Annotated in this window: 15 protein-coding genes and 2 tRNA genes; 6 read left to right on the top strand and 11 right to left on the bottom strand. The window is 69.5% G+C overall.

What is annotated here, in order from left to right; all coding sequences use genetic code 11:
• Window positions 1-6 precede the first annotated feature (6 nt).
• Window positions 7-723 carry a hypothetical protein gene (locus KBX00_RS01190; protein ID WP_210822821.1) on the bottom strand — a complete coding sequence of 239 codons (717 nt, stop codon included), beginning with the start codon at window positions 721-723 and terminating at the stop codon, window positions 7-9.
• A gap of 356 nt (window positions 724-1,079) precedes the next feature.
• Between KBX00_RS01190 and KBX00_RS01185 the strand changes: the two genes are divergently transcribed.
• Window positions 1,080-2,594, top strand: a complete 1,515-nt coding sequence (locus KBX00_RS01185; protein WP_210822335.1) for a peptide deformylase — start codon at window positions 1,080-1,082, stop codon at window positions 2,592-2,594.
• A gap of 160 nt (window positions 2,595-2,754) precedes the next feature.
• Here the strand turns inward: KBX00_RS01185 and KBX00_RS01180 are convergent, their stop codons facing one another.
• Entirely contained in the window at window positions 2,755-3,876 is a 1,122-nt protein-coding gene (locus KBX00_RS01180; RefSeq protein WP_210822334.1) for a globin domain-containing protein, read from the bottom strand.
• A gap of 155 nt (window positions 3,877-4,031) precedes the next feature.
• On the opposite strand from KBX00_RS01180, the gene KBX00_RS01175 reads away from it, so the two are divergent.
• On the top strand, window positions 4,032-4,802 hold the full coding sequence (locus tag KBX00_RS01175; protein WP_210822333.1) for a CPBP family intramembrane glutamic endopeptidase: 771 nt from the start codon (window positions 4,032-4,034) through the stop codon (window positions 4,800-4,802).
• A gap of 70 nt (window positions 4,803-4,872) precedes the next feature.
• Here KBX00_RS01175 and KBX00_RS01170 read toward each other — a convergent pair whose 3' ends face one another.
• Entirely contained in the window at window positions 4,873-5,523 is a 651-nt protein-coding gene (locus tag KBX00_RS01170; protein ID WP_301547124.1) for a hypothetical protein, read from the bottom strand.
• Between the two features lie 1,236 nt (window positions 5,524-6,759).
• Between KBX00_RS01170 and KBX00_RS01165 the strand changes: the two genes are divergently transcribed.
• The 3 genes from KBX00_RS01165 (at window position 6,760) to KBX00_RS01155 (ending at window position 8,980) form a co-directional block, all read left to right on the top strand.
• Window positions 6,760-6,850, top strand: a tRNA-Ser gene (locus KBX00_RS01165).
• Between the two features lie 35 nt (window positions 6,851-6,885).
• Window positions 6,886-6,958 (top strand) — tRNA-Arg (locus tag KBX00_RS01160).
• Between the two features lie 897 nt (window positions 6,959-7,855).
• Window positions 7,856-8,980, top strand: coding sequence for a PIN domain-containing protein (locus KBX00_RS01155; protein WP_210822330.1), 1,125 nt, complete (start codon window positions 7,856-7,858; stop codon window positions 8,978-8,980).
• Between the two features lie 390 nt (window positions 8,981-9,370).
• Here the strand turns inward: KBX00_RS01155 and KBX00_RS01150 are convergent, their stop codons facing one another.
• The 5 genes from KBX00_RS01150 to KBX00_RS01130 form a co-directional block, all read right to left on the bottom strand.
• Window positions 9,371-10,258 carry a hypothetical protein gene (locus tag KBX00_RS01150; RefSeq protein ID WP_210822328.1) on the bottom strand — a complete coding sequence of 296 codons (888 nt, stop codon included), beginning with the start codon at window positions 10,256-10,258 and terminating at the stop codon, window positions 9,371-9,373.
• 196 nt (window positions 10,259-10,454) lie between these two features.
• Entirely contained in the window at window positions 10,455-11,843 is a 1,389-nt protein-coding gene (locus tag KBX00_RS01145; RefSeq protein ID WP_210822320.1) for a competence protein CoiA family protein, read from the bottom strand.
• A gap of 201 nt (window positions 11,844-12,044) precedes the next feature.
• Window positions 12,045-13,121: a hypothetical protein gene (locus tag KBX00_RS01140; RefSeq protein WP_210822318.1), complete on the bottom strand. Its 1,077-nt coding sequence runs from the start codon at window positions 13,119-13,121 to the stop codon at window positions 12,045-12,047.
• Window positions 13,122-13,260: 139 nt separating this feature from the next.
• Window positions 13,261-14,160, bottom strand: a complete 900-nt coding sequence (locus KBX00_RS01135; protein WP_210822316.1) for a PfkB family carbohydrate kinase — start codon at window positions 14,158-14,160, stop codon at window positions 13,261-13,263.
• Window positions 14,157-15,536 carry a helix-turn-helix transcriptional regulator gene (locus KBX00_RS01130; protein ID WP_210822314.1) on the bottom strand — a complete coding sequence of 460 codons (1,380 nt, stop codon included), beginning with the start codon at window positions 15,534-15,536 and terminating at the stop codon, window positions 14,157-14,159. Before KBX00_RS01130 ends, KBX00_RS01135 begins: the two co-directional genes overlap by 4 nt.
• Window positions 15,537-15,838: 302 nt before the next feature.
• On the opposite strand from KBX00_RS01130, the gene KBX00_RS01125 reads away from it, so the two are divergent.
• Complete coding sequence (locus KBX00_RS01125) at window positions 15,839-16,549, top strand: sulfotransferase domain-containing protein (RefSeq protein WP_210822312.1); 711 nt, start codon at window positions 15,839-15,841, stop codon at window positions 16,547-16,549.
• Window positions 16,550-16,640: 91 nt separating this feature from the next.
• On the opposite strand, the gene KBX00_RS01120 is transcribed toward KBX00_RS01125, so the two are convergent.
• The 3 genes from KBX00_RS01120 to KBX00_RS01110 form a co-directional block, all read right to left on the bottom strand.
• Entirely contained in the window at window positions 16,641-17,933 is a 1,293-nt protein-coding gene (locus KBX00_RS01120) for an MFS transporter (protein WP_307867927.1), read from the bottom strand.
• A 328-nt stretch (window positions 17,934-18,261) separates the two neighbouring features.
• Window positions 18,262-18,828 carry a kinase gene (locus KBX00_RS01115; RefSeq protein WP_210822310.1) on the bottom strand — a complete coding sequence of 189 codons (567 nt, stop codon included), beginning with the start codon at window positions 18,826-18,828 and terminating at the stop codon, window positions 18,262-18,264.
• An 11-nt stretch (window positions 18,829-18,839) separates the two neighbouring features.
• Window positions 18,840-20,846: an ABC transporter ATP-binding protein gene (locus KBX00_RS01110; protein ID WP_301547122.1), complete on the bottom strand. Its 2,007-nt coding sequence runs from the start codon at window positions 20,844-20,846 to the stop codon at window positions 18,840-18,842.
• Window positions 20,847-20,905 lie beyond the last annotated feature (59 nt).

Raw genomic sequence — 20,905 nt, 5'->3', positions numbered from 1 at the left:
ACCAGCTCAGCTGCGGATGCAGCAGCCCTGGCAGACCTTCGGCTGGGGCAGGGTGAAGGCCAGACAGCAGGTGCGACGCTGCACGACCGGCTCACCGTTCGGCCCGGGCACCAGCTCCACCAGATCGGCCAGGCCGAGTGCGTCGAGCAGTGTGTCGATCGCCTCGATCGTGGAACCGGGCAGGTTGTCGGCGGCACGCAGCAGCCCGTGGGCGATGCCGGACGCCACCGAGCCGAGGAGGGTGCGGGCGCCGATGCGTACCTCGCCCTGGATCGCGGAGACCACGGGCGACAGGTGCCCGTCCAGGAGGGTGGCGCGAAGTGCGCCGAGCAGTTCCCGCTCGTCGGCCACCACCCGGACCTGAGGCAGCCCGGCGAGCGCCAGCGGATCGTTCGGCAGCACCGCGACCGGGATCGACTCGCGTAGTCCCACGGTCACCAGGGCGCGCCGGTCGGCGAAGTGGATCAGTGCCTCGGTGTGGTCGAGCAACGGCACCCGACGGGCGGCGGCCCAACCGAGCACCACCGGCAGCGCTGCCCAGTAGCTGTATGCCTTCCAGGCGAGCGCGGCGGAGGCGTGCGGGGTGCCACCCCAGAGCCGGACGGCCGAGTCGAGCAGCTCCGGCAGCCGGGTACCGGTGAGGGTGGTCGCCGGGGTCCAACCGGTCTCGTCGACGACGCACAGGCCCGGCGCCAGCCCGGGGAGGTCGTCGGTGCCGAACATGGCCCGCAGGGTCGTGGTGACCGGCGCCAGGGGTGCGGTGGCCGGGTCGTGGCGGGGCAGCACCGCTGTCACCTGATCCACCCCCGCGTCACCCGACCCACTCGATCCGAAGCGTCCATGACCGTACTAAGGCTAGCCTAACCACACTTCGGGGCGCAGGGAAACCCGACGGCGGGATCGAGTTGGCGACCCGGGTCGCGGGCGCCGGTGGGGCTACGCACGGTATCGGCGCGGAAACTCGGGGCAGTATCGGTAGGAACCGCACATCAGTCAAGGTTCTTGTCGACTAGGTGCCAGATGAGTGTGCGACCGGCGACTCAACGTGAAACTTGGTACTCCCGGCCACGAGGAAGCTGATGACGACCTCACCGCTCGATCGGGCTGCCGACTCCTTCGCCGCCGAACTCGCTCGGCACCGGACGGAACGGGGGCTGTCCAAGAAACAACTCGCCACCCTGATGGGCTTCGACCCCTCGTACGTCAGTCACGTCGAGGGACGCCGGCACCGGCCCACGGAGGACTTCGCCCGGCGCGCCGAGGCCGTCCTGGAGGCCAGCGGCGCGATCTGGCAGCGCTTCCGGGAGTACGACGACCTTCGCCACGCCCGCGGCGAACGCAACCACCGGGAAGGCGGCCTGCCCGGCCAGTGGATGCCGCCCGGCACCGGACTGATCGTCGAACGCGAGACGGCCGTCCTCACCCACACCGAGGGCGCGTACCGCTGCGTCATCCGCCGTGAGCTGTACAACGCCGGAGTCGAGCCGGTCACCCGCTACCTGATCCGCGTCGCCGTCGACCGCTACCCGAACGACCCGGGCCGCTCCAACCGCCATCACCGGGAACACCCGCTCAGCTTCGCCGAGCTGCAACTGTCCGCCTGCCGCGAGGAGTCCGGCGAGCGGGAAACCATGCACTGGCGCGCCAAGCACGACCGGGACGCGTTCAAGGAGATCTGGCTCCTCTTCGAGAACGGCGAACGCCGCTTTCCGCTCTACCCCGGTCGCCGCGCCACCATCGAGTACGCGTACACCGTCGGGCAGGACAAGTGGGGGCCGTGGTTCCAGCGGGCGGTCCGCGTACCGACCCGGCACCTCGCCGTACGCCTGGACCTGCCGGTGGCACTGGATCCGCAGGTCTGGGGCGCCGAAACCTCGCTCTCGGCGGAGGAGGGCCCGCTGCGGACCGCGGTGACCCGTAGCGACGAGGGCGACCGGGCGATCTTCGACTGGGCGACCGACGAGCCGCCGCTGAACGCCCGATACCGGTTGCAGTGGCGATTTCGGGCCCAACCGGAGCCCGAGGCGGAAGGCGGGCGCGTCCGACCGTCGGATCGGATGCGCGGGTTCGGCATCGTGCAGCGCGGCGCGGACCTGCTGCGCCAGCCGGCCCGTCCGTTCGACCTGCCGCGCGAGGAATCGCTCGCCCGGGAGATCATCGACCGGCTGGTCACCGCGCTGGCCCGGCTGGACGAACTGCACCCCTTCACCAAGGGAGTGGGAATCGCCGCACCGCAGCTCGACCTCGACCGGGCCGCCGCGGTGGTCCGCCCGCCGGACCGCACCGTCGAGCCGGTCGTGCTGCTCAACCCCCGGGTGGTCGACGCGGCGCCACACACCGACGAACAGTACGAGGGATGCCTCTCCTTCTTCGACCATCGCGGCCTGGTGCCACGACCGCTGCGGCTGGACGTCGAACACGCACAGTTCGACGGCGGTCGGATCATCACGTCCTTCGAGTTCGGCATGGCCCGCCTGGTCGCGCACGAGATCGACCACCTGGAGGGCCGGCTCTACGTCGACCGGATGGCACCCGGGGTGCCGCTGGTGCCGATCGAGGAGTACCGCGAATCCGGCCACCCGTGGCGCTACTGACCAGGCTCGACTCCTGGGCGCGACCCCGCCCGCCCGGGTGGGAACGACGGCCGGACGGGCGAGGTGGCGCGGGGCGGTGCCGGTCCGCCCGATCGGGGGGACCGGGGCGCGTGCCCCAGGGGGCAGGGGCACGCGCCCCGGTTTCGGGGGGAGCAAAGTTCTACAGGTTGCCGAACGTGTCGTACCGGGTCCGCTGCGGCGGTACGTCGTCGGCGGCGAGTACCCGGAGCGTGGCACGCACCATCGGCGCCGAACCCGAGACGAAGCAGTCGTGCGTCGTCCATGGCCCGTACCGGGCCACCACGTCGGAGATCTCGCCCTGCTCACCGTCGAAGTCCGGATCGTCGCTGCACGCCGGAGTCACCGAGAGCCACGGATGGGCAGCGACAAGTTCCCGCAGCCGGTCCAGACCGTACAGGTCCGCCTCGGTGCGGGCGCCGTAGAAGACGTGCACCCAGCGGGCCCGGTTGTACCCGGTCAACTCCTCCACCAGCGCCTTGATCGGTGCCAGCCCGACGCCGCCGGCCACGCAGAGGATGTCCCGCTCGGACGAGCGGTCGACAGTCATCGAACCCATCGGCGCGGCCACCCGCAGCAGGTCGCCCGGCCGGGTCCGGCGGACCAACGCGCCGGAGACCCAGCCGGCGGCGTCGGCCGGCGTCCGGACGTGGAACTCCAGCACGTTGTCGTCGTTCGGTGCGTTGGCGATCGAGTACGTCCGCCACACCCGGGGGTGATGGCGCGGCACCTCCACGCTGACGTACTGACCCGCCTGCCAGGACAGCGGATGCTGTAGCGCCCGGCAGGTGAGGACGGCGGTGTCCGGGCCGTACCGCTCGTGGGTCAGCACCTCGGCGTGCCAGAACGGTGGGTCGTCGTCCGCCGCCGCTCCGGCGAGCATCTTCTCGGTGATCGCCGCGTACGCGTCCCGCCACGCCTGGTCGTACTCCAGGTTCCAGCCGTCGCCGGCGATGCTGCGCAACGCGTCCAGCAGCGCCACGCCCATTGTGTCGTAGTGGGCCGCGTCGACATGATATTTGCGGTGGTCCCGGCCGAGTGCCCGGAGGAACTCGTCGAAGCCCTCCGGATCGTCCACCGTGTGGATCGCCGCGATGATCGCTTCGAGCAGTCGGTCGCCCTGGCCGGCCATCTGCACCGGGAAGAGCTTGCGCAGCTCCGGGTCGAGGAGGAAGAGCCGGGCGTAGAAGTGACCGCTCAACCGGACCCGGTCCTCCTCGACCAGGGTCCAGCTCTCCTTCAGCAGCCGCGCGAAGTTGTCCATCGGGGGCGCTCCTTCTTCTGACGGCGGATCGGGCCCAGACAGAATCTCCACGGAGCGTGTATGAAGGTCGCACAGAATGTGCGATCGCATCATGAGGGCTGCTCGCCGGAGGGCGGGTGCCACCCGGAGCGTCGGCGGTCGGGCAGAGTGGACCAGTGACCGTTGAGCTCACCCGCCCGGTGTCCCGCCGGATGCTCGGCACCGAGACGGTGCTGGTACTCGGCCTCTCGCTCGGCCAGTCGGCCGTGTACGCCGCCGTGTCGATCATCGCGAAGCTGACCGCCGAAGGCGGCCTGTCGCGGCAGACCGCCGCGTTGAACACCTCCGCGTCGGCCCGCCCTTATCTGGACCTGACATACCAGCTGCTCGGCATCGTCTTCGCGCTGCTGCCGGTGCTGCTGGCCGTACACCTGTTGGCGCGGGATCCCGGCGATCCGGTGCGGACCCTCGGCCTGGACACCGGACGGCCCGGGTCCGACCTGGCCCGGGGAGCCGGGCTGGCGGCGCTGATCGGACTTCCCGGCCTGGCGCTGTTCTGGGCGGCGGCCCAACTCGGCATCAACGCCACCCTGGTGCCGGCCGCCCTGCCCGAGCTGTGGTGGACGGTGCCGGTGCTGATCCTCGCCGCGTTCCAGAACAGCATCCTGGAGGAGGTGATCGTGGTCGGCTACCTGATGACCCGGCTGCGCCAGCTCCAGTGGCGGGTCGGCGCGATCATCGCCACGAGCGCGCTGCTGCGTGCGTCCTACCACCTCTACCAGGGATTCGGCGCATTCGTCGGTAACGCGGTGATGGGTGTCGTGTTCAGCCTCTTCTACCTGCGTACCCGTCGGGTGATGCCACTGATCGTGGCGCACGCCCTGCTCGACATCGTCGCCTTCCTCGGCTACGCCCTGCTGCCCCGCGAGTGGTTCACCTGGCTCTGACCGGCCGCCCTCCTGTCCGAAGTTGATCATCGGCGGGTCATCACGCAAACCTCTTGGTCAACCGGCTCCGTCAGTGACCGAGGCGAGGCCGGCGGGCCGGATGGTAGTGGGTGGTGGCGCGGTAGTGGGTGGTGGCTCGGGCGGCCAGCCGTTCGGCCACCGCCGAGTTGCCGGCCGCCGCGGTCAACGCCGCCGTACCCGGCAGCAGCCGGGACACCAGGCGCAACGCCAGCCAACCACTCGCCTGTGCGGCCAGTGGGGCCGCCAGTCGCCAGGCCGCCTCGACCGCCCGGAGCCAGGGATCCTCCTCCGCCGGCTCGGGCGTCGCCCGCGCCGCCGCCAGCGCCGACTCCGCGCTAGCCAGGTCGGGATGCACCTGAGTCAGTGTGAGTAGTTCCGCCGCCCGGTCCGGATGCGCCGGATCATGTCCGTACGCCGCCGCCAGATGCAGCACCAGGTTCGCCTGTGACCACAGCACCACGGTCAGTTCGACCACCGGCGCCAAGAACCCGGTGAGCGCGGCGGTCGCCCCACCGACGCCGGCCTGCCGGACGAAGCGTCGAGTGGCCAGCCGGGCCAACCCGTCCGCATCCGCCCCCGGGTACAACTCCCGCAGCCGCCGCACCCACTCGGCCGCGCTGGGCCCGAGGACCTCCACCGCGGCCAGAGCCAGCAACTCCGGGGCGAAGCCCGGGTGGTCGAGCACTCGCGCGACGATCACCCGCAGCTCCGATTCCGGCGTACGCTCCGAGATGTCGCGCCCGGCACCGTCGTCGAGTAGCGGGACTCCAGCCGCCGCGCTCGTGGTCGTTCCGCTGGTGGGCGTTTCGCCGGTGACCGGCGCGCCGACGGCTGTCTCGCTGGTAGGCGTGTCGCCCGTGACCGGTCCGCCGGTGGCCGTCCGACGGGCTGCCTTCTTCGTGGCTTTCCGGGCCGCCTTGACCGGTGCCGTCTCGGTGGCCGACGCCGGAGCAGCCTCGCCCGGGGCGGCAGCCGCGCCGGTTGCCGTTCGCCGCGTGGCCTTCCTCGCTCCCTGCGCGACGCTTGTCACCCCGCTGGTCGGCTCAGGTGCCGTCCGGTCGCCGCGCCGTGCCCCTTTTCGCGCCGCCGCTTTCCCTGCCGGAGTCCCTCCAGCCTCGCCCGCTGCCGACCGCGTCGTTTCGCTGCCCGTCTGCCCCGAGGCCGTCTCCCCCGAAGCCGTCTCCCCGGTGTCGGCGGCGCCGGCGTCGGTGGTCCGGGAAACCGTCTCGCTGTCGTCGATCCGCCCAGTTCCCGCCTTCGTGGTGTCGACGGCCCGACCCTCGGCAGCGGAGGCTTCGGGGCCGGAACCGGCAGAACCGCCCTGAATCGGCGGTACCCGGCCCGGGGCCGCCTTCCTGCGCGTGGGTCTGACGTCAGCCGGAGCCTTGTCCGCTCCGGCGGCGTCGACACCCGCCGCCGGCTGGCCGGTCCGACCGCGGCGCCGCGCCGCGGGTACCGCCGTCGCATCCCCGCTCTTTCCGGTGACCGGCGACGCCGTACGCCCGCTCGGGTCGGCTACCCCGGGGCCGCTGGCGAAAGGCTGTACCGGGGCGGCCGGAGGCCCGGACACGTCCGGGTCGGACCGGCGTGGCAGCGTCTGCTCTGGCACCGGTGGGGGCTGGAAAAGCACGCTCGGAGCCGCCTTCGACCGCCGAGGACGGGACCCGGCAGGATCCTCCTGGTCCTCGGGCGGCGGCGGTGCCGGAGGTGGCGTGAAGGTCGCCTTCGGGGAGCGTCGACGGGCTCCCTCAGCAGGCTCACGGCGGTTGTGCTCGCTGGACGGCTGCTCCTGCATGTCGATGGAGCGTAGTCCTGATCACACCAATGCACAGCGGGAGCCGTCCCGGACACCTGGGCGCAGCCTGTTCCGGTAGTCGCTTTGCCCCCGGCCGGGCGGGGCCTGTATCCTCGGGCGCGGTGGCCTGCGGGCCACCTGGGAGACTTCGCCTAGTCTGGTCTATGGCGCCGCACTGCTAATGCGGTTGGGGTCTTAAAGCCCCTCCCGGGTTCGAATCCCGGAGTCTCCGCGCGAAGGCCGGGTGTGTAGACTGGCCGAGCACCAGCGCCCGTAGCTCAACGGATAGAGCATCTGACTACGGATCAGAAGGTTAGGGGTTCGAGTCCCTTCGGGCGCACTTCACAATCAAGGCCGCGACCAGCGTAAACGCCGGTTGCGGCCTTGATTGTTTCCCAGGATGTGCCGTGATCTTCCACGATGTGGGAGCTTGGTGCTCCGTCGGTGCTCCGTTGTCACCGTGCTGTCCGGGTGGGGGTTCGTGCCTGTCCGTGCTGACCAGTGCGTTTGCGTGGCGCCTGGTCTGGATCATGGTCGGGTGTCGGCGGGTGAGCGTACGGCTGTTGTCCACTGTGGTGGGTGTTGTGAATCTTCTCTGCCGGTTTGTGTTCGGGCTGTCGGCCGCCGTTGGTCTGGGCTGGCGTACGGCGGCGAGCGGGGTCGGGACGTTGGGCAGGGCGAGCATCGGGGGTTGACGGTCGGGAGGTCGATGCATCTGATTCCCGCACTTTTGACCGGCGCGGCGGATCGGGGCAGTGCCAACCCGTCGGCGTGATGGGCGACCTCGGCGCATTCGGCCGGGTCCCGCCCGGGCATCGCTGCCGGGGGTACTCCCGACCCGAGGTCGGTTCGACGGTCGCACGTGACGCGACCGGCCCGCGTGCCAGGTCAGGTCGACATCGGCGGACTTGGCCGTCGTTGCCGCTGATCGTCGGTGACCCTTAACGGTCTCGTCGGCGCGTCGTCGGCAGGGGTGGATCCGGGCGGCGGGACCCACATCGACTAGCCGGACGCTGATACAGCCCTGACCTACGGTGAGGGACCACCTCCCGGGACGGCCGGCGGTGCGCGCTCATGGCCGATGAGCGCGCACATCTGAGCGCGAACTCGACTGGCTTCACAGCTTGGCTCGCGCATGCTCGATGCTTCGAGGCCGGCTGCTCACGGTCGGCGGCTACCGCCACCCCCTGCTGAAACCCGCTCGCGTTGCCGTCGGCCCGGGTCGCAGAATGGTCGGGTGCTCGTCGTCCTCGACGCCAACGCGCTTACTGCCGACCCCCGCCTCACCGGATCCGTGTGGGAGTTGCTCGCCGCCCGAGTCTCCGCCGGTTACGACACGGTGGTGGTCCCGGCCGTCGCGTTCATCGAGGTCGTCGCCAACCAGCGACGCGAGGCGGCGGTCGTCCGGCAGGTCCTAGACAAGCACGGGCCACGGCTGCGGAAGCTGGGCGCCGACGACGCGGCGTCGGCGTTCCGCGGGTCGCTCGATCGGCTCGCCGCCGGCTACGAGACCTGGCTGCAGGAACGGCTGGCAACGCTCGGGTTCGTCGTGGACGCGATGCCGGACGTTGACCACGAGACCCTCGTGAAGTGGGCGACCCAGCGCCGGCGCCCGTTCAACGACAACGGAGGCGGCTACCGGGACGCGCTCGTCTGGTCGGCGGTCGTCGCGCGGCTCGCCCGGACGCACGCCGACGCGGCGTTCCTGGTCTCCGGCGACAAGACGTTCACCGCGGACGGCGGCGAGCTGCACCCCGACCTAGCCACCGACCTGCCCCAGGGCGGCAGCGTCATGGTGGTCCCGACTGCCGCCAAGCTGGCCGAGGTGTTGTTCGCATCGCTGCGCGGCACCACGGGCCCGGACGTCGACCCGCGTTTGTCGGCGTACGTCACGGGCCTCGACGCAGCGTCGCTGGTCGACTGGGTTGCCGACCGCCTCGACGACGCGCTCGCCAGGTTCGACCTGAGTCCCGAGGCGCTGGCGTTGCCACGGTGGAGCGAGGGCGTCGCCGTCGAAGACACCTACGTCCTCGAGCTGGACCGGCGGGCGGAGCTGGCAGGCGGGTTCAGCGGCTCGGCGCTGGTGCCCTTCGACGCCCGGATCGAGATCGGGCTCTCCTTCGAGCTGGACGCGCTTGACGCCGATGCGGCTGGGCTCGCGTCATCCGACCACGGCGGAAGGGACCGCGTCTGGGTCACCCTGCATAAGCCTGTCGACGTGCGGCTTCTGGTGAAGTTCGACGGGCAACACCACCTGCCCACGACCCTAGACGTCCTGTCGGTCCAGGCCCCGAACGACGACCCTGGCCATGACGAATGGGTGCCCCCGGACCATTGCCACGCGCAGCGTCGCCGGGCGTGACGGTCACGTAGTGGAACGCTCGGGTTTCCTCGCAGCGCGCAGTAGGAAGATGATGTTGGTGAGTCCGTCAAGATCGGCATTGAAGGGAGCTCTTGACCGGCGCGGGTGCCCGCAGGTAGCCGCGATCCGCGCCCTACGGCTACGACGTAGGCATCAGTGTGTTCGGCGTGGTGCTCATGCACCGCTTTTGCTGGCGGGGGAGTCCTGCGGCGCTCACCTTTAGGTGATATCTCTGTCGGAGCCACGGCGATTGCCGTCCGCGGACGCGATAGGTCCGAGAGGTCTGCGAAGAACGCGCTCCCCGTCGCGCGGGCAGCCTGCTCTTGATGCAGGTCTGCGGCACCAAACCGGAAAACGTAACACCAGCCCCCTGTCGCGGCCGAAAGTCAGCTAGTCGCCAGGGTTGGCTGCTGCCCAGCGGAGAAGACTGGTGTATGCCGCGATCGCGGCATACACGTCCTCGCGTAGTCCGGCCATGGTGATCAGTTGGGATCCGCGGGTCCGGCGGTCCACAAGGTGCCACTCCACTCGCTGGGTCTTGCCTGCTCCGTCGGGTCGCGGGTAAGCCTCGCTGATGACTCGGGTGATGTTCCCGTGCGCTAATTCGTTGCGGCGCCTGATTGCGGCCCATAGCTCCTCGCGTGGGAAGCTGCGGTCTGCGTCTGGGGATGCGCCGCTAGCCAGAAGCGACTCCACACGATTTAGTCGTTTGCCGATCATCCACTGGTCTAGCTCGCTTCGACGCGTCTCAGGATCGTTCGGTCTTTCCAGCTGCAGGATCACGTCGCCGAGAAGATCCTCCAAGGCAGTGCTCTGCGTTATAACGAGACCTCGCCGTTCATCAAGCGCGCTGCGTTCAGCGACTTCTTCCCAGTCAAGGTCGACCGTGTCGTGGAATGACAGGAGGAGGTCACAGTTTGAGAAGACGCTCAAGGGTTCGTCCGAGTCGTCGTCGAACGACACCTCGACCACGTCGACCGACATCTCCTCAAGGCTCCGAACGTTGTGCTCGTCTAGCATCCCGACGTAGGCCCAGTCGACGGTGTACGAACAGGCCACGTCGGGATAGTCCGGCGTCCAGAAGGCGCAGCGCCAACCGCTGACGTCTGGAACGAGATCCGAACTCTTGCGCCGCACGTCGCCGTGACGGGGGCACCTCATGTGTGCGGCGATCGGAGCAGCCTGCCAGCGACCAAGTAGCGCGACCTGCTCAGCAGTGAACGGTGCGTGGACCTTTGGCGTGTCGGTTGGAAGTCCCAGCGTGATTCGGAGCGCCACTCGGTGTCTCCCCTACCTCGTTTCTGCGACGGCCAGCTCGGTGGCGACGGTGCCCCACGCCCCTATCCTGCCGTAGCGCCATCACCCTAGGCGGCCGTCATCGCGGCGTTTCCGGGCCGCTAGTGAGGACCGGGATAGTGAGCGGCCAGGTCGCGGACGCCGGATCCGACGCGGCGCACTCGGAATGGATCTTGATCTAGATCAGCGACATCTGCTCGTGGTCGGGGAGGTTGAAGTACACGATACGGGCGGTGTCGATGGTGCCTGTGCCGGCGAGTTGTTGGGCTTCCCGAGCATTGCGGACGTAGACCCAGACGGCAGGGGGCAGCCGGTGCAGCGAAACGGGGCTGGGCCGGAGCACCCCGTGTAGCCGCTGGCGAATGTAAATGGCGATGCCGTAGGCGCGGTCCGGGGTGGGGCCCTGGGCGTCGAACTCGGGGCGGGCGGCGTGTGTCTTCCACAGCGGCTCCGCGACGGCCTCGCGGAGTTCGTGGATCTGCGCGGCAGACAACTCCCCCCACCACCGGTCCGCGGCCAGTCGCTCGTCCTGCTCTTGGCACAGCCGCTGCTGCTCGGCGGCGCGTTGCTGTGCCTGCCGCAGCTTCTCCTCGGCTTCGCGTCGCTGGCGTGCCTGTTCGGCGTCGGCCGCCCATTTCCGAAGTTGCTCGTCTCGCCGGGCGGCCTCCTCCGCTGCCCTGATCTCGCGTTGCCGTTGCTCGTCTTGGCGTCGGGCCTCGGCTTCGGCTGCGGTCTGCTGCTCGGCCTGGCGTTGCTGCTCTTCCCGTTGGCGCTTGCGTGCGTCCTGGCGTTGCCGCATCGCCTCGTGCCGGGTCTCGGTATCGATATGCGGGCTGGAGGTCCAGACCAGGCGCCGCCGGCGGTAGACGTGGTCGGAGCCGAACCAGACCCGCCGGTATCGGGGGCGGAGCTCGTGCACGACGGGCTGCCCTCGCGACGCCCAGCGGACGAAGGCGGTCAGCTCCAGCGTGTCGACGGCTACCCAGGCGCCGTAATCGATGTCGAATGCGGCCGGACCCTCCACGACGGTCCAGGCCTGGCCCTGGGCAGGTTCGCGGACCCGGATTGACGGCACGTGTCCCATCCACGGGGCCTGCGCGGCCGGACTGACCCAGCACACGCCGACACCGGCGGAGCGGTATCGCTCGGTGCGCTCCTGGATGTCGTCGATGGTGATGGGCGACAGTTGGGCCTCCCAGGCGATGCGTCGGGTGCCGTCGTGCGAGGAAGCGAGCACGTCGGCGCGCCAGGTGCCATCCGGGGAACGAACCTCCAGCTCGGCGTGCCAATCAGCGGCACGTACCGCGGTGGCCAGTTCCAGCTTAAGGAGGTGATGCTCCAGCGACTCGTTCAGCCAGGCGCAGTCGGCGGGGCGTCCAGGGTCATGGGCGAAGTACCTGAGGTTGCGGGCGGACACCTTGGCATGCACACCATGCCCGCACTCCGGACACCGCAACGCCACGCGAGGCCGAGTCTTGTGCACCGCCGGCCAGGTCAGGCCGCAGCCGAGGTCGGGCAAGGTGGCGTCGATGCGGCCAGCCTCGGGATGGATCGCCGCGAAGGCCATGTCATCGCCGCCGTGTGATCTTGTTGTCGACAGCCGGGCCGCCGCTGGTGCCCTTGCGGATCTCGCCCACCGCGTACCTCTCACTGATGATCGCGGAATTGCGTATACACCGAGCATGGCAGAGCGGTACGACAACATCACTGCTCGTGCCGGCCCCGCCTCTGGTCGTGTGCTGACGCTGGTCAGCGGCGAGGTGCTGGATCACCAGCAACCCTGCGGCTCGCCCAGCGGCTCACTGACTCGTAAATCCATGAGTGCTTGTGGTACGGCCCGCCTCGCTTCAGCGTTGAGGCGGACCCCACCGATACTGAAGGGGAACTTGTTCGACATCCACAGCAGCCCCGACAATCGGGCGGGCATCGTCCATCGGAACGGATGCGCTAGGTCAACCTGACACGAGCCAATGTGCCAATCGCCTGGGTTGAACTGGAACGTCATAACCTGCTCGCCAGCGAGCAGGTTATCGACGTTGGTCAGCTCGAGCCCGGTGAAAGGGTGGGCGCCGACCGCCACGACGAACGGTACGTCGTGCGTGTCGATGACGTCGGCGTACTTTCTGACCTTGGCGTCGACGGCCGCGGCGAGCCTGCGGGCGTCAACAGGGCCCGCGATACCACTCGGAGAGGCGAACTGCGCGCAGAGTCCGCTGGCTGAGCGGAGCGGACCGAACCGATCGCGCACCACGGTAAACCGGTAGCCATGCGTATCGATCACTGCTGGCGGGACCGGTGAAGCGAGTAGCCGCCCGCGCAGGTCCCGTGCGATCCGCTTGGCGGTGCCAGCCTCGGGCGGTCTGGGTGGCACGTTGCCGCGAGCGGCCATGCCAAGGACAACACCCACCGGGATCTTCCTGATCAACTGGTCGAGGTAGTGCCACCCCCGGATCTGCCCGAAGGTCTGCCTCGCCGGCTGGTCGGTGTGAACCTCCACGAACATGGCCGGCTTCCCGTCCGCGCCAAGCACGGTCCAGTCCGGGGTGAGCCTGCCATGTTCACCTTCGTATACGGCGGTGAAGCTGGCCCCTCGAAGCGCCGCACCGGCCGCGAGCTCGAAGACACACGGCCAGTGACTTTCGTCGAGCCACAACTTTCGCCCGAATTCTGCGGCCTGCTTCGCGGCGAGTAGATCAAGCTGCTCGCTGAGCCAGGCGCGCCGCGGCGCGTACTCTTCATCAACAGCGATGTCGTAGGTAAGTTGTCGTCCAGAACGCGGCCGAGTGCCGAAGCGACGCCGATGTTCTTCGACAAACTCTGGGCCGAACCACAGTTGTTGCTCCACGAGGGAATCATCACGAGAAACGCCCAGCGCGGCCACAGCTATATAGCCGAGATGTCTCCGCAGACTGACCGTGTCTCGATACTCGGTTGCCGGTGCTGGGTCAGCGGCTGGAGCAGCTGCCCTTGAACGGAGGTCTCCGTCAGGGGACCTGATGTGGCGGGGTGTGAGCGCCGCTGTGCCCGACGGTGTGGGAGCCGGCGTGGACGGCGGCGGTGATGGCCTCGGGTAGCGGGGTGTGGCGGGCGAGGTCGAAGGCGAGACAGCCGAGAAAGGCGTCGCCGGCTCCGGTGGTGTCGACGACCGGGACGGCCGGTGCCGGCATGGTGCCGGATCCGTGGGGGTGGGTAAAGGCGGCGCCGTTGGGGCCTGCGGTGACGATAACGGTACGAGGGCCGAGGCGTTGCAGTGCGGCGGCGGAGTCGAGCGGGTTGCCGGTGTTGGTGCGCAGGATGGCGGCGGCTTCGTGCTGGTTGACCACGAGGACGTCGAGTTCCGCGAGCAGCCGGGGGTCGAGGTCGGGGTGGGGGACGAGGTTGCCGAGGATGATCGGTGCGCGGCGGTGGCTTAGCAGTGTGGTTACGGGTTCGGGTGGCAGGTCGAGCTGAACGATCACGGCTTCGGTGGTGAGGCCGGCGGTGGCGCGGTGGATGTCGTCCGTGGTGAGTTCGGTGGCGGGTGAGAGTGCCAGGGTGATGTAACTTTCGCCGTCTGGGGTCACCTCGATAATGGCCGCGCCGGTGGTGGCGTCGGGGACGAGCCGGACGTGGCGGGTGTCGACCTTGGCGTCGGTCAGTGTTGCAGTGATCTGGTGGCCCCAGGTGTCCGCGCCGACGTTGGCGATCAGGGCAGCGCGCCCGCCGCGGCTGGCGGCGGCGATGGCCTGGTTGAGGCTTTTGCCGCCGGCATTGACGGGTGAAGCCGAGCCGATGGCGGTGCGGCCAGGTCGGGCACGGTGGGGTACATGGATGGTCAGGTCGATGTTGGCCCGGCCGACGAAGGCGGCATCGACCCTGTCACCGACCCCGCTGCTGTCGGTCACGAGGTCGCTGTGGAAGCGGCCAGGGCGGCGTGCAACTGCTGCACCGCAGGGTCGGTAGGAAACGCCGCGAGCTGGCGGCCTGCGATTGCGACCTCGCGTTGAATTCGTGCCGAGCGGGTGAGGTTGGCCAGGTTGAGCGCGGCGAGGGCGGCGGCAGCGGCCGGCCCGGGTTCATCGGCGGCGGCGTGGGCGACGGCGGTGCGCGCCAGATAGCGGCCCCGTTCACGTCGGTACGTTTCGGGCCACGCGTCGAGAGCCTCCCCGAAACACCGGACGGCGGCGCTGGGGCGGCCCAGCCGAAGCCAGCCCTCGCCCTCCTGCGCGCTGATGTATGCCGTGGTGCAGAACGCACCGAGCCCACCGCCGTCTGTTCCGGTGGCGGCAGCGAGGTGGTGGGCCTCGTCGATGGCGGCCCGGAACGAGCCAGTGTCACCTTCGACCGTGTGCCCGTGGGCGCGCTGCACCGCCGCGAACGCGCGCACCTGCTCCCGGATGCTGCCAGCGCGCTCGGCGGCACGGGCAAGCCCGAGTACGCGGTCCTGGTCGGCGGCGTCGCTGGCCCGCTGCGCCATGCGAGCGAAAACGTAGGCGGTGAACTCCATGTCGCCGGCTTCTTGGGCCATGGTCAACGCTTGGGCGAGCCACCATTCGCCGGCGTCCCGGTCGCCCATATCGTCGCTGAGCCAGCCGGCGAATTCTGCCCACCGGGCCTCGGTACTCAACAGCGCGTCGCGCAGGCTGCCTCGTGCGGCTCGGCGGTAGTCGGCGATGTGGCCGAGCTGCTGGCGGGCCGTGGGGAGGATCGCTGCGGCGCCGACCCGGTTGTCGGATTCCACGAGCACCGACCGCAGTGCCGCGAAGTGCTCCACGACGGCCGGATCAACTTGCGCCGCCCGTGTCGCTGCGAGGAGTGGTTCCGCACTCGCCAGGGACGCCACCACACTGCCGGGGACCGCCTGCAGGAGAGACCGGCGGCTGACCTGAACGTGCCGTCCTCGCCCGTCTGCCACAGTCATCACAATATCCGTCTCCCCTGCGGGCTGGCCGCTTGAGCCAGTCACCAGGGTGGTGCCGGCTGCGGTCAGAGCGGTGGTGAATGCTGCTGTTCCCCTGGCCCGGCGGTACTTCTGTTCAATGGTCGCGACCCGGTCGTACCCGGCGGTGAGGGCGCCGTCGGTGTCGAGGACCTCGTCACAGCGTTTCCAGAAGGCCCGGTCCGGGTGCTGGCGTCCGACTTCGGTATTCGCGATCGTGCTGCGGCCGGTGAGGATCCTGGGCGCCAGTGAGTGCTGGGTGTGGCCAGCCGCCTTGCGGTACGCGGCCAACTGCTGGCCGAGCGCGCGCCACGCTTCGCTTACGTCGTGCGGATCTGCCACCGCCGCCTCCCCGGGGCCATCGCACCTCGGCTGGCTAAGCGAGATAACTCGGTGCCGGCCAGAGGCGGTCTTCGATGTGAGTCGTTACCCTACCGTGCGGTCGTGCCTGCGTAGGTCGTTCACCCGCCGTTGCTGGCAGCGGCTTCCGTTGCGGGCGGTCGCCTGTCACGGCCGGGCGGCGTGCAGGGCGATACGGCTGCGGGTGTGACATCGAGGAAAGGTGCCCCGTCGGCGTCGATGGGTGACAGCCCGGCAGGCCCTCGCGTCTACACGCCTGGGCATCAGATCGTTACAGTTCGTGGATGATTGTGTGGGTCGCGTCGTTCCCCCGCTCCGGTAACACCTTCCTGCGGATCGTCCTGCATCGCATGTACGGCCTCCGTACTTCAACGATCTATGACGTCGATGGCGTGGCCGCCCGCTTGGGGCCAGATCTCATCGGCTTCACCGAGCGTTTTGCGCCACTCGGCGAGCTGCGGGCGGCGCCCGATGCGTACTTCATCAAGACCCACCGGCAGCGTGACGCGGACGTCCACGACGATGACCGCGCCATCTGTCTGATCCGTGACGGTCGCGATGCTCTGGTCTCCTGGGCGCGCCAGGACAGTGAAGATGATTCGAGCCGCTACGAGGTTGAACTCCGCGCAAAGATCCTTCGCCAGAGCGTGGTCGGTACCGGTAGCTGGGGCAGCAATGTCCTCAGCTGGCTCCAGCCACCGGTGCCGCACCGATACGTGCTGCGCTACGAGGACCTGACCCGCGCACCAGCAGCGACCGTGCAAGCCCTCATCGCCGCCATGACCCCCGAACTCACACCGCTCGCGGATGCTTCGATCCCGTCCCTCGCCGAACTTCGCCAAGCCGACGACCAGTTCTTTCGCCGCGGCCGTACCGGCAGTCACCGTGACGAGTTGCCTGAGGATCTCCACGAGCTGTTCTGGTCCCGCGCCGACAACCGTGCCGCCATGCAACTGCTCGGCTACGCCGCCCCAACGGCACCGGGCAACGACTAACGGGACCGGCAGGACCAGAGAATTGCAAGACCCGCCCCCACCTTCTGCCATGACGGTGTAGCCGTCGATCATGGTGCTTGAGGTTGCCGAGCTAGCACCCACGCTGCACCGGCAGGTTGCGCAAGGTTGCTTTCCAAGGCAGGAATGCGGCGCTGGCGGCGGTGAGGGCAGCCGTGGCGGTGATGGCGGTGCGGGGGTCGGTGGCGGCTGCGAGGATGCCAGTCGCCGCGATGAAGATCGGCTGGGTCAGTTTGCTGCTGATGGACCAAACGGTCAGGACGCGGGACAGGCAGTGTTCGCTGGTGTGGGTCATGCGGTAGGTGGCGAAGGTGGGGTTGAAGGCGCCGGCGAAGAAGAGCAGGAGCGTCTCCGCGATCACGATGATGATCAGGCCGGGTGTGCCGGGTTGTGCGAGCGGGATGAGACCCATCCAGAGGGTACGGCCCACTCCGGTGGTGAGCAGTACCGCGTGGAGGCCGTAGCGGTTGGTGAGGGGGCCAGCGGTCAGGGAGCCGAGGATTCCGCCGACGCAGGGCAGCCCGAGGGCTAGGCCGTACTGCCATGGCGCGAGGTGTAGGTCGCGGAGCATGAGCACCGTGACGACGGGCATAGCGGCCATGATGGCGCCGCCGAAGATGAGCGCGTTGATCAGCAACGCCCGCAGGCTGGCGTGGTGGAGGATGTACCGCCAGCCCTCGACGATTTCCCTGCCTCGGCGGGTCGCGGGGTGGCGTGGGGGCGGTGGTGGCTCGGGGCTGCGCAGGCGGCGGATTCCGAGTGCGGACAGCAGGAAGCTGACGGCGTCGACGGTGACGGACGCGGTGGTGCCGAGCCAGGAGACGAGGATCCCGCCGATGGGTGACCCGATGCTGTTCGCCGTCCACTGGGAGGTGTCGAGCCGGCCGATGGCGGTGACGCGCTGCTCGGTCGTGACCAGGTTCTTCAGGTGTGCGCTGCTGGCAGCGCCGAACGCGATACCGCCGGTGGTCTGGACGATCGCCACGACGCACAGCTGCGCATAGGTCAGCTCGTGCAGCGCGGCGGTGACGGGGATGCTGGCGAGGGCCGCACAGCGAAGCAGGTCGGCGCCGCACATGACGGGTCGCTTACGGCGGAACTCGATCCAGGGTCCCAGCGGCAGGACGATGACCGCTGAGACGATGCCGGAGATCACCGCGAGCAGGGAGACCTGCAAACTCGATGCGTCCAGCAGCAGGATCGCGACCAGCGGCAGCGCGCCTGCCCCAACAGACGATCCCAGTTCGCTGACCGAGTAGGCGCCCCACAGGCGGTAGAAGTCACGGCTCAGAGGCGACGATGCCCCACCAGCGGCCGGTGGCCGATGGTGGGCCGGCACGCTGGCGGTCGTCCGGCTTCTGGTCACCGCGTCAGTGCCCGAGGGCCACGACGTGCCTGCCGCAGCGTCTGGCGCAACTGCGCGAGTCGAGACCTGGGCATGCCGGCGGCCGATAGGTGGGTGCGTATGCAGAGCTGGCGCCGGCCCACCCAGTAAGGATCATCCATGGGACGTTTCGCTACTACTGGCTGGCCGTCCTGGCGCCCGATGGCAACGAGGGCCCTGTCCGAGCGGCGTACGACCCGCTCGATGCCCACCCCGGCGGGCGCGGCACCGGCGACGAGCGCCGCGCACACGATGCCCGCCGCGCCCATCGGGACGCCCACACGGTCCGGGGTTGTCACATGAGGTGTGGTCACGGGACGGCTGGTAGTAGGTCGCTGTCGCGACCAGTCAACGGTAGGCCGGCGGCAGTGGCGATGAGGCCGATCGCTTCTTCCATCGAGATGCTCTCAGGCAGGACGAGTTCGCCCGGCCAGCCGAGAAGGTCGCGCGGGGCGTACCAGTTGCGCATGATGTCGGGGGTGAACTCCGTCGCCTCCGGGCGCGTTTCGTGTCGCCGCAGCGTCTCGGGTAGCGACACGTCTAGATAGACGAACAACGTCCGCCCGCGATGGGCTTCGCGCAGTTCCGTGAGCATGGTGCGGTACCGGGCGGCATGCATGATCCCTTCCAGGATCACGTGGTAGCCGTGGTCGAGGCAGAAACGGACGTTCTGCGCGATGAGCGCGGGTGCCAGGCCACCTGGCTTGTCGCGTTCTCTGAGCAGGATCCGGCGGAGGTGGTCTTGCTCGACGAGGGCGCAGCCGCGGCCGTGCCGGCGCCGCAACACGCGGGCGATGGTGCTCTTCCCGGAACCGGAGTTGCCGCGGATGCAGACGAGGATCGTCTCGGGGCTGCCGGTGTGAGTCAGGTCGTCCATCGCGACGCTCCTCATGACGAGACAGGCTGGTGCTGGTGCGGAACCTGACCCTCCGCATGGGCATCGGCGACCTCGTCCAGGCAGTCGACCCCGCTTCCATAGCCGGCCGCTTGGAGGTTGAACAGTTCGGCGTACCGCCCGTCGGAGGTCATGAGCTGGTCGTGGGTGCCGGTCTCGATAAGACGGCCGTGGTGCATGACGTAGATGCGGTCGGCGTGGCGGACATTGGCGAGCCGGTGGGTGATCAAGATGGTGATGCCGGTGCCCTGCCGGTCGCGGATGGCCTGGAAGAGGGCGTCCTCGGCGCGGGGGTCGAGGGCGGAGGACGGCTCGTCCATGATGAGTACGTCGGCGTCGCGCAGGAAGCCGCGGGCGGCGGTGATGCGTTGCCACTGGCCGCCGGAGAGGTCCTGGCCGCCAGCGAAGGTGCGGTCCAGCAGGGTCTCGTACCCGTGGGGCAGCTCGGAGATCATGTCGTGGGCGACCGCGCGGGTGGCGGCGGCCTCGATCCGGTCCTGCTCCGTCGTGGTGCTGATGTCGCCGATGGCGATGTTGGTGGCCGCAGTGAACGGCCACTTGTGGTACTCCTGCGTCACGACCCCGATCCGGGCCCGCAGCGCGCCGGTGCCCCAGTCGTCGCCGGACTGCCCGTTGTAGCGGATGGTGCCGCTGGTGGGGGTGCGGAGGGTGGCGATCATGGTGGCGAGGGTGGACTTGCCGGAGCCGTTCTCCCCTACGAACGCCACGGTCTGCCCGGCGGAGATGGTCAGGGTGACGCGGTCGACGGCCGGGGTGTCGCGGTCGGGGTAGCGCAGGCTCACTGCGTCGACGGTGATCTCCCGCAGCCGCTCCGTGATCGGCGCACCGGCGGCCCGGTCGGTGGGTGGTGGCAGGTAGTCGGCGGCCCGGGTCATGAAGCCGGTGTAGTCGCGGAAGTGCTGCCCCTCGGTGTAGACGCGGTCGACCTGGAACGTCACCACGGCCAGCGAGCGTTGCGCGGACTGCACGGCGATCACGCAGGTCGCGGCGGCGGCGAGCGGGATCTGACCGTCGACGAGCAGCAGGCCGAGCAGGACGTAGACCACGGCGGTGGCGACCCCGCCGATCATCGCGCCGACGGTGGTGGTCGTGGTGACCCGGCGGGCCAGGGCGAGTTGGATCCGGGTCTCCACACTCATGACCCGGTCGTACTGGTCGAGCAGGAAGTCACGCAGGCCGTAGGAGCGCAGTTCGGGGGCGGAGTCGCGTTCGGCCATCAGCCGGTGCAGCAGCCACAGCCGGCGGCGGCGTACCGACCCGGCGGCGTAGGTCTGATAGCGCAGGTGCCCGGCCCGCAGTGCCGCCCAGCCGTTCGGCACGGTCGCCACCAGCAGGGCGAGCAGCAGCAGCGGGTGGACCACCACCACGGCGACCGCGACGGCGATCACGCCGGCCAGGCCGGCGAGCAGGTTCATCGACGCCTGGACCAGGGAGGTGGTGGAGTTCGCGCCGCGGGAGGCGCGTTCCATGTCGTCGGCGAACGCGTCGGCGTCGAAGGCCTCCAGGCGTACGGCGGTGGTCACCTCGAACAGCCCGCGTTCGACCTCCCGGTCGACCTTCGGGGTGAGGCCGTTCTGGGCGTATCCCATGGCGGTGGCCATGCCGGCGCGCAGCGCGGTGGCCGCCGCGAGCGCGGCCAGGGCGGGTAGCGCGGCGGTCACTTTGTCGGCGGTCGGGCCGCCGGCGAAGAGTTCCACCAGCACCCGCTGCGCCGCGAGGAGCCCGAACGCTGACATCACCCCGGCGACCACCGTGGTCGCCGCCACCACTGACGTGCGCGCCCGGTCGGCGCGCCAACTCACCGTGAGCGCGGCCCAGACCAGGCGGGGTAGTTCGGAGAAGACGGCGAACAGGCCGGCTTGCGCTCGCGCCCGCACGCCGGTCTCCCACCACACCTCCCGCAGCTCCGGCAGCACCGAATCCCGCTGCAGTGGTGCGGGACGGGCGGGCGTGCGGTCAGGGTGGTCGGTTTTCGGCATGGCGGTACCTCCCGAAGGTGAGCACGGTGGGCGGTGGTGGTGTCTCGATGCGAACGGCG

It is taken from the genome of Micromonospora sp. C95, assembly GCF_018070465.1.
Taxonomy (GTDB): domain Bacteria; phylum Actinomycetota; class Actinomycetes; order Mycobacteriales; family Micromonosporaceae; genus Micromonospora.
This window is presented reverse-complemented; position numbering and strand designations above follow the sequence as displayed.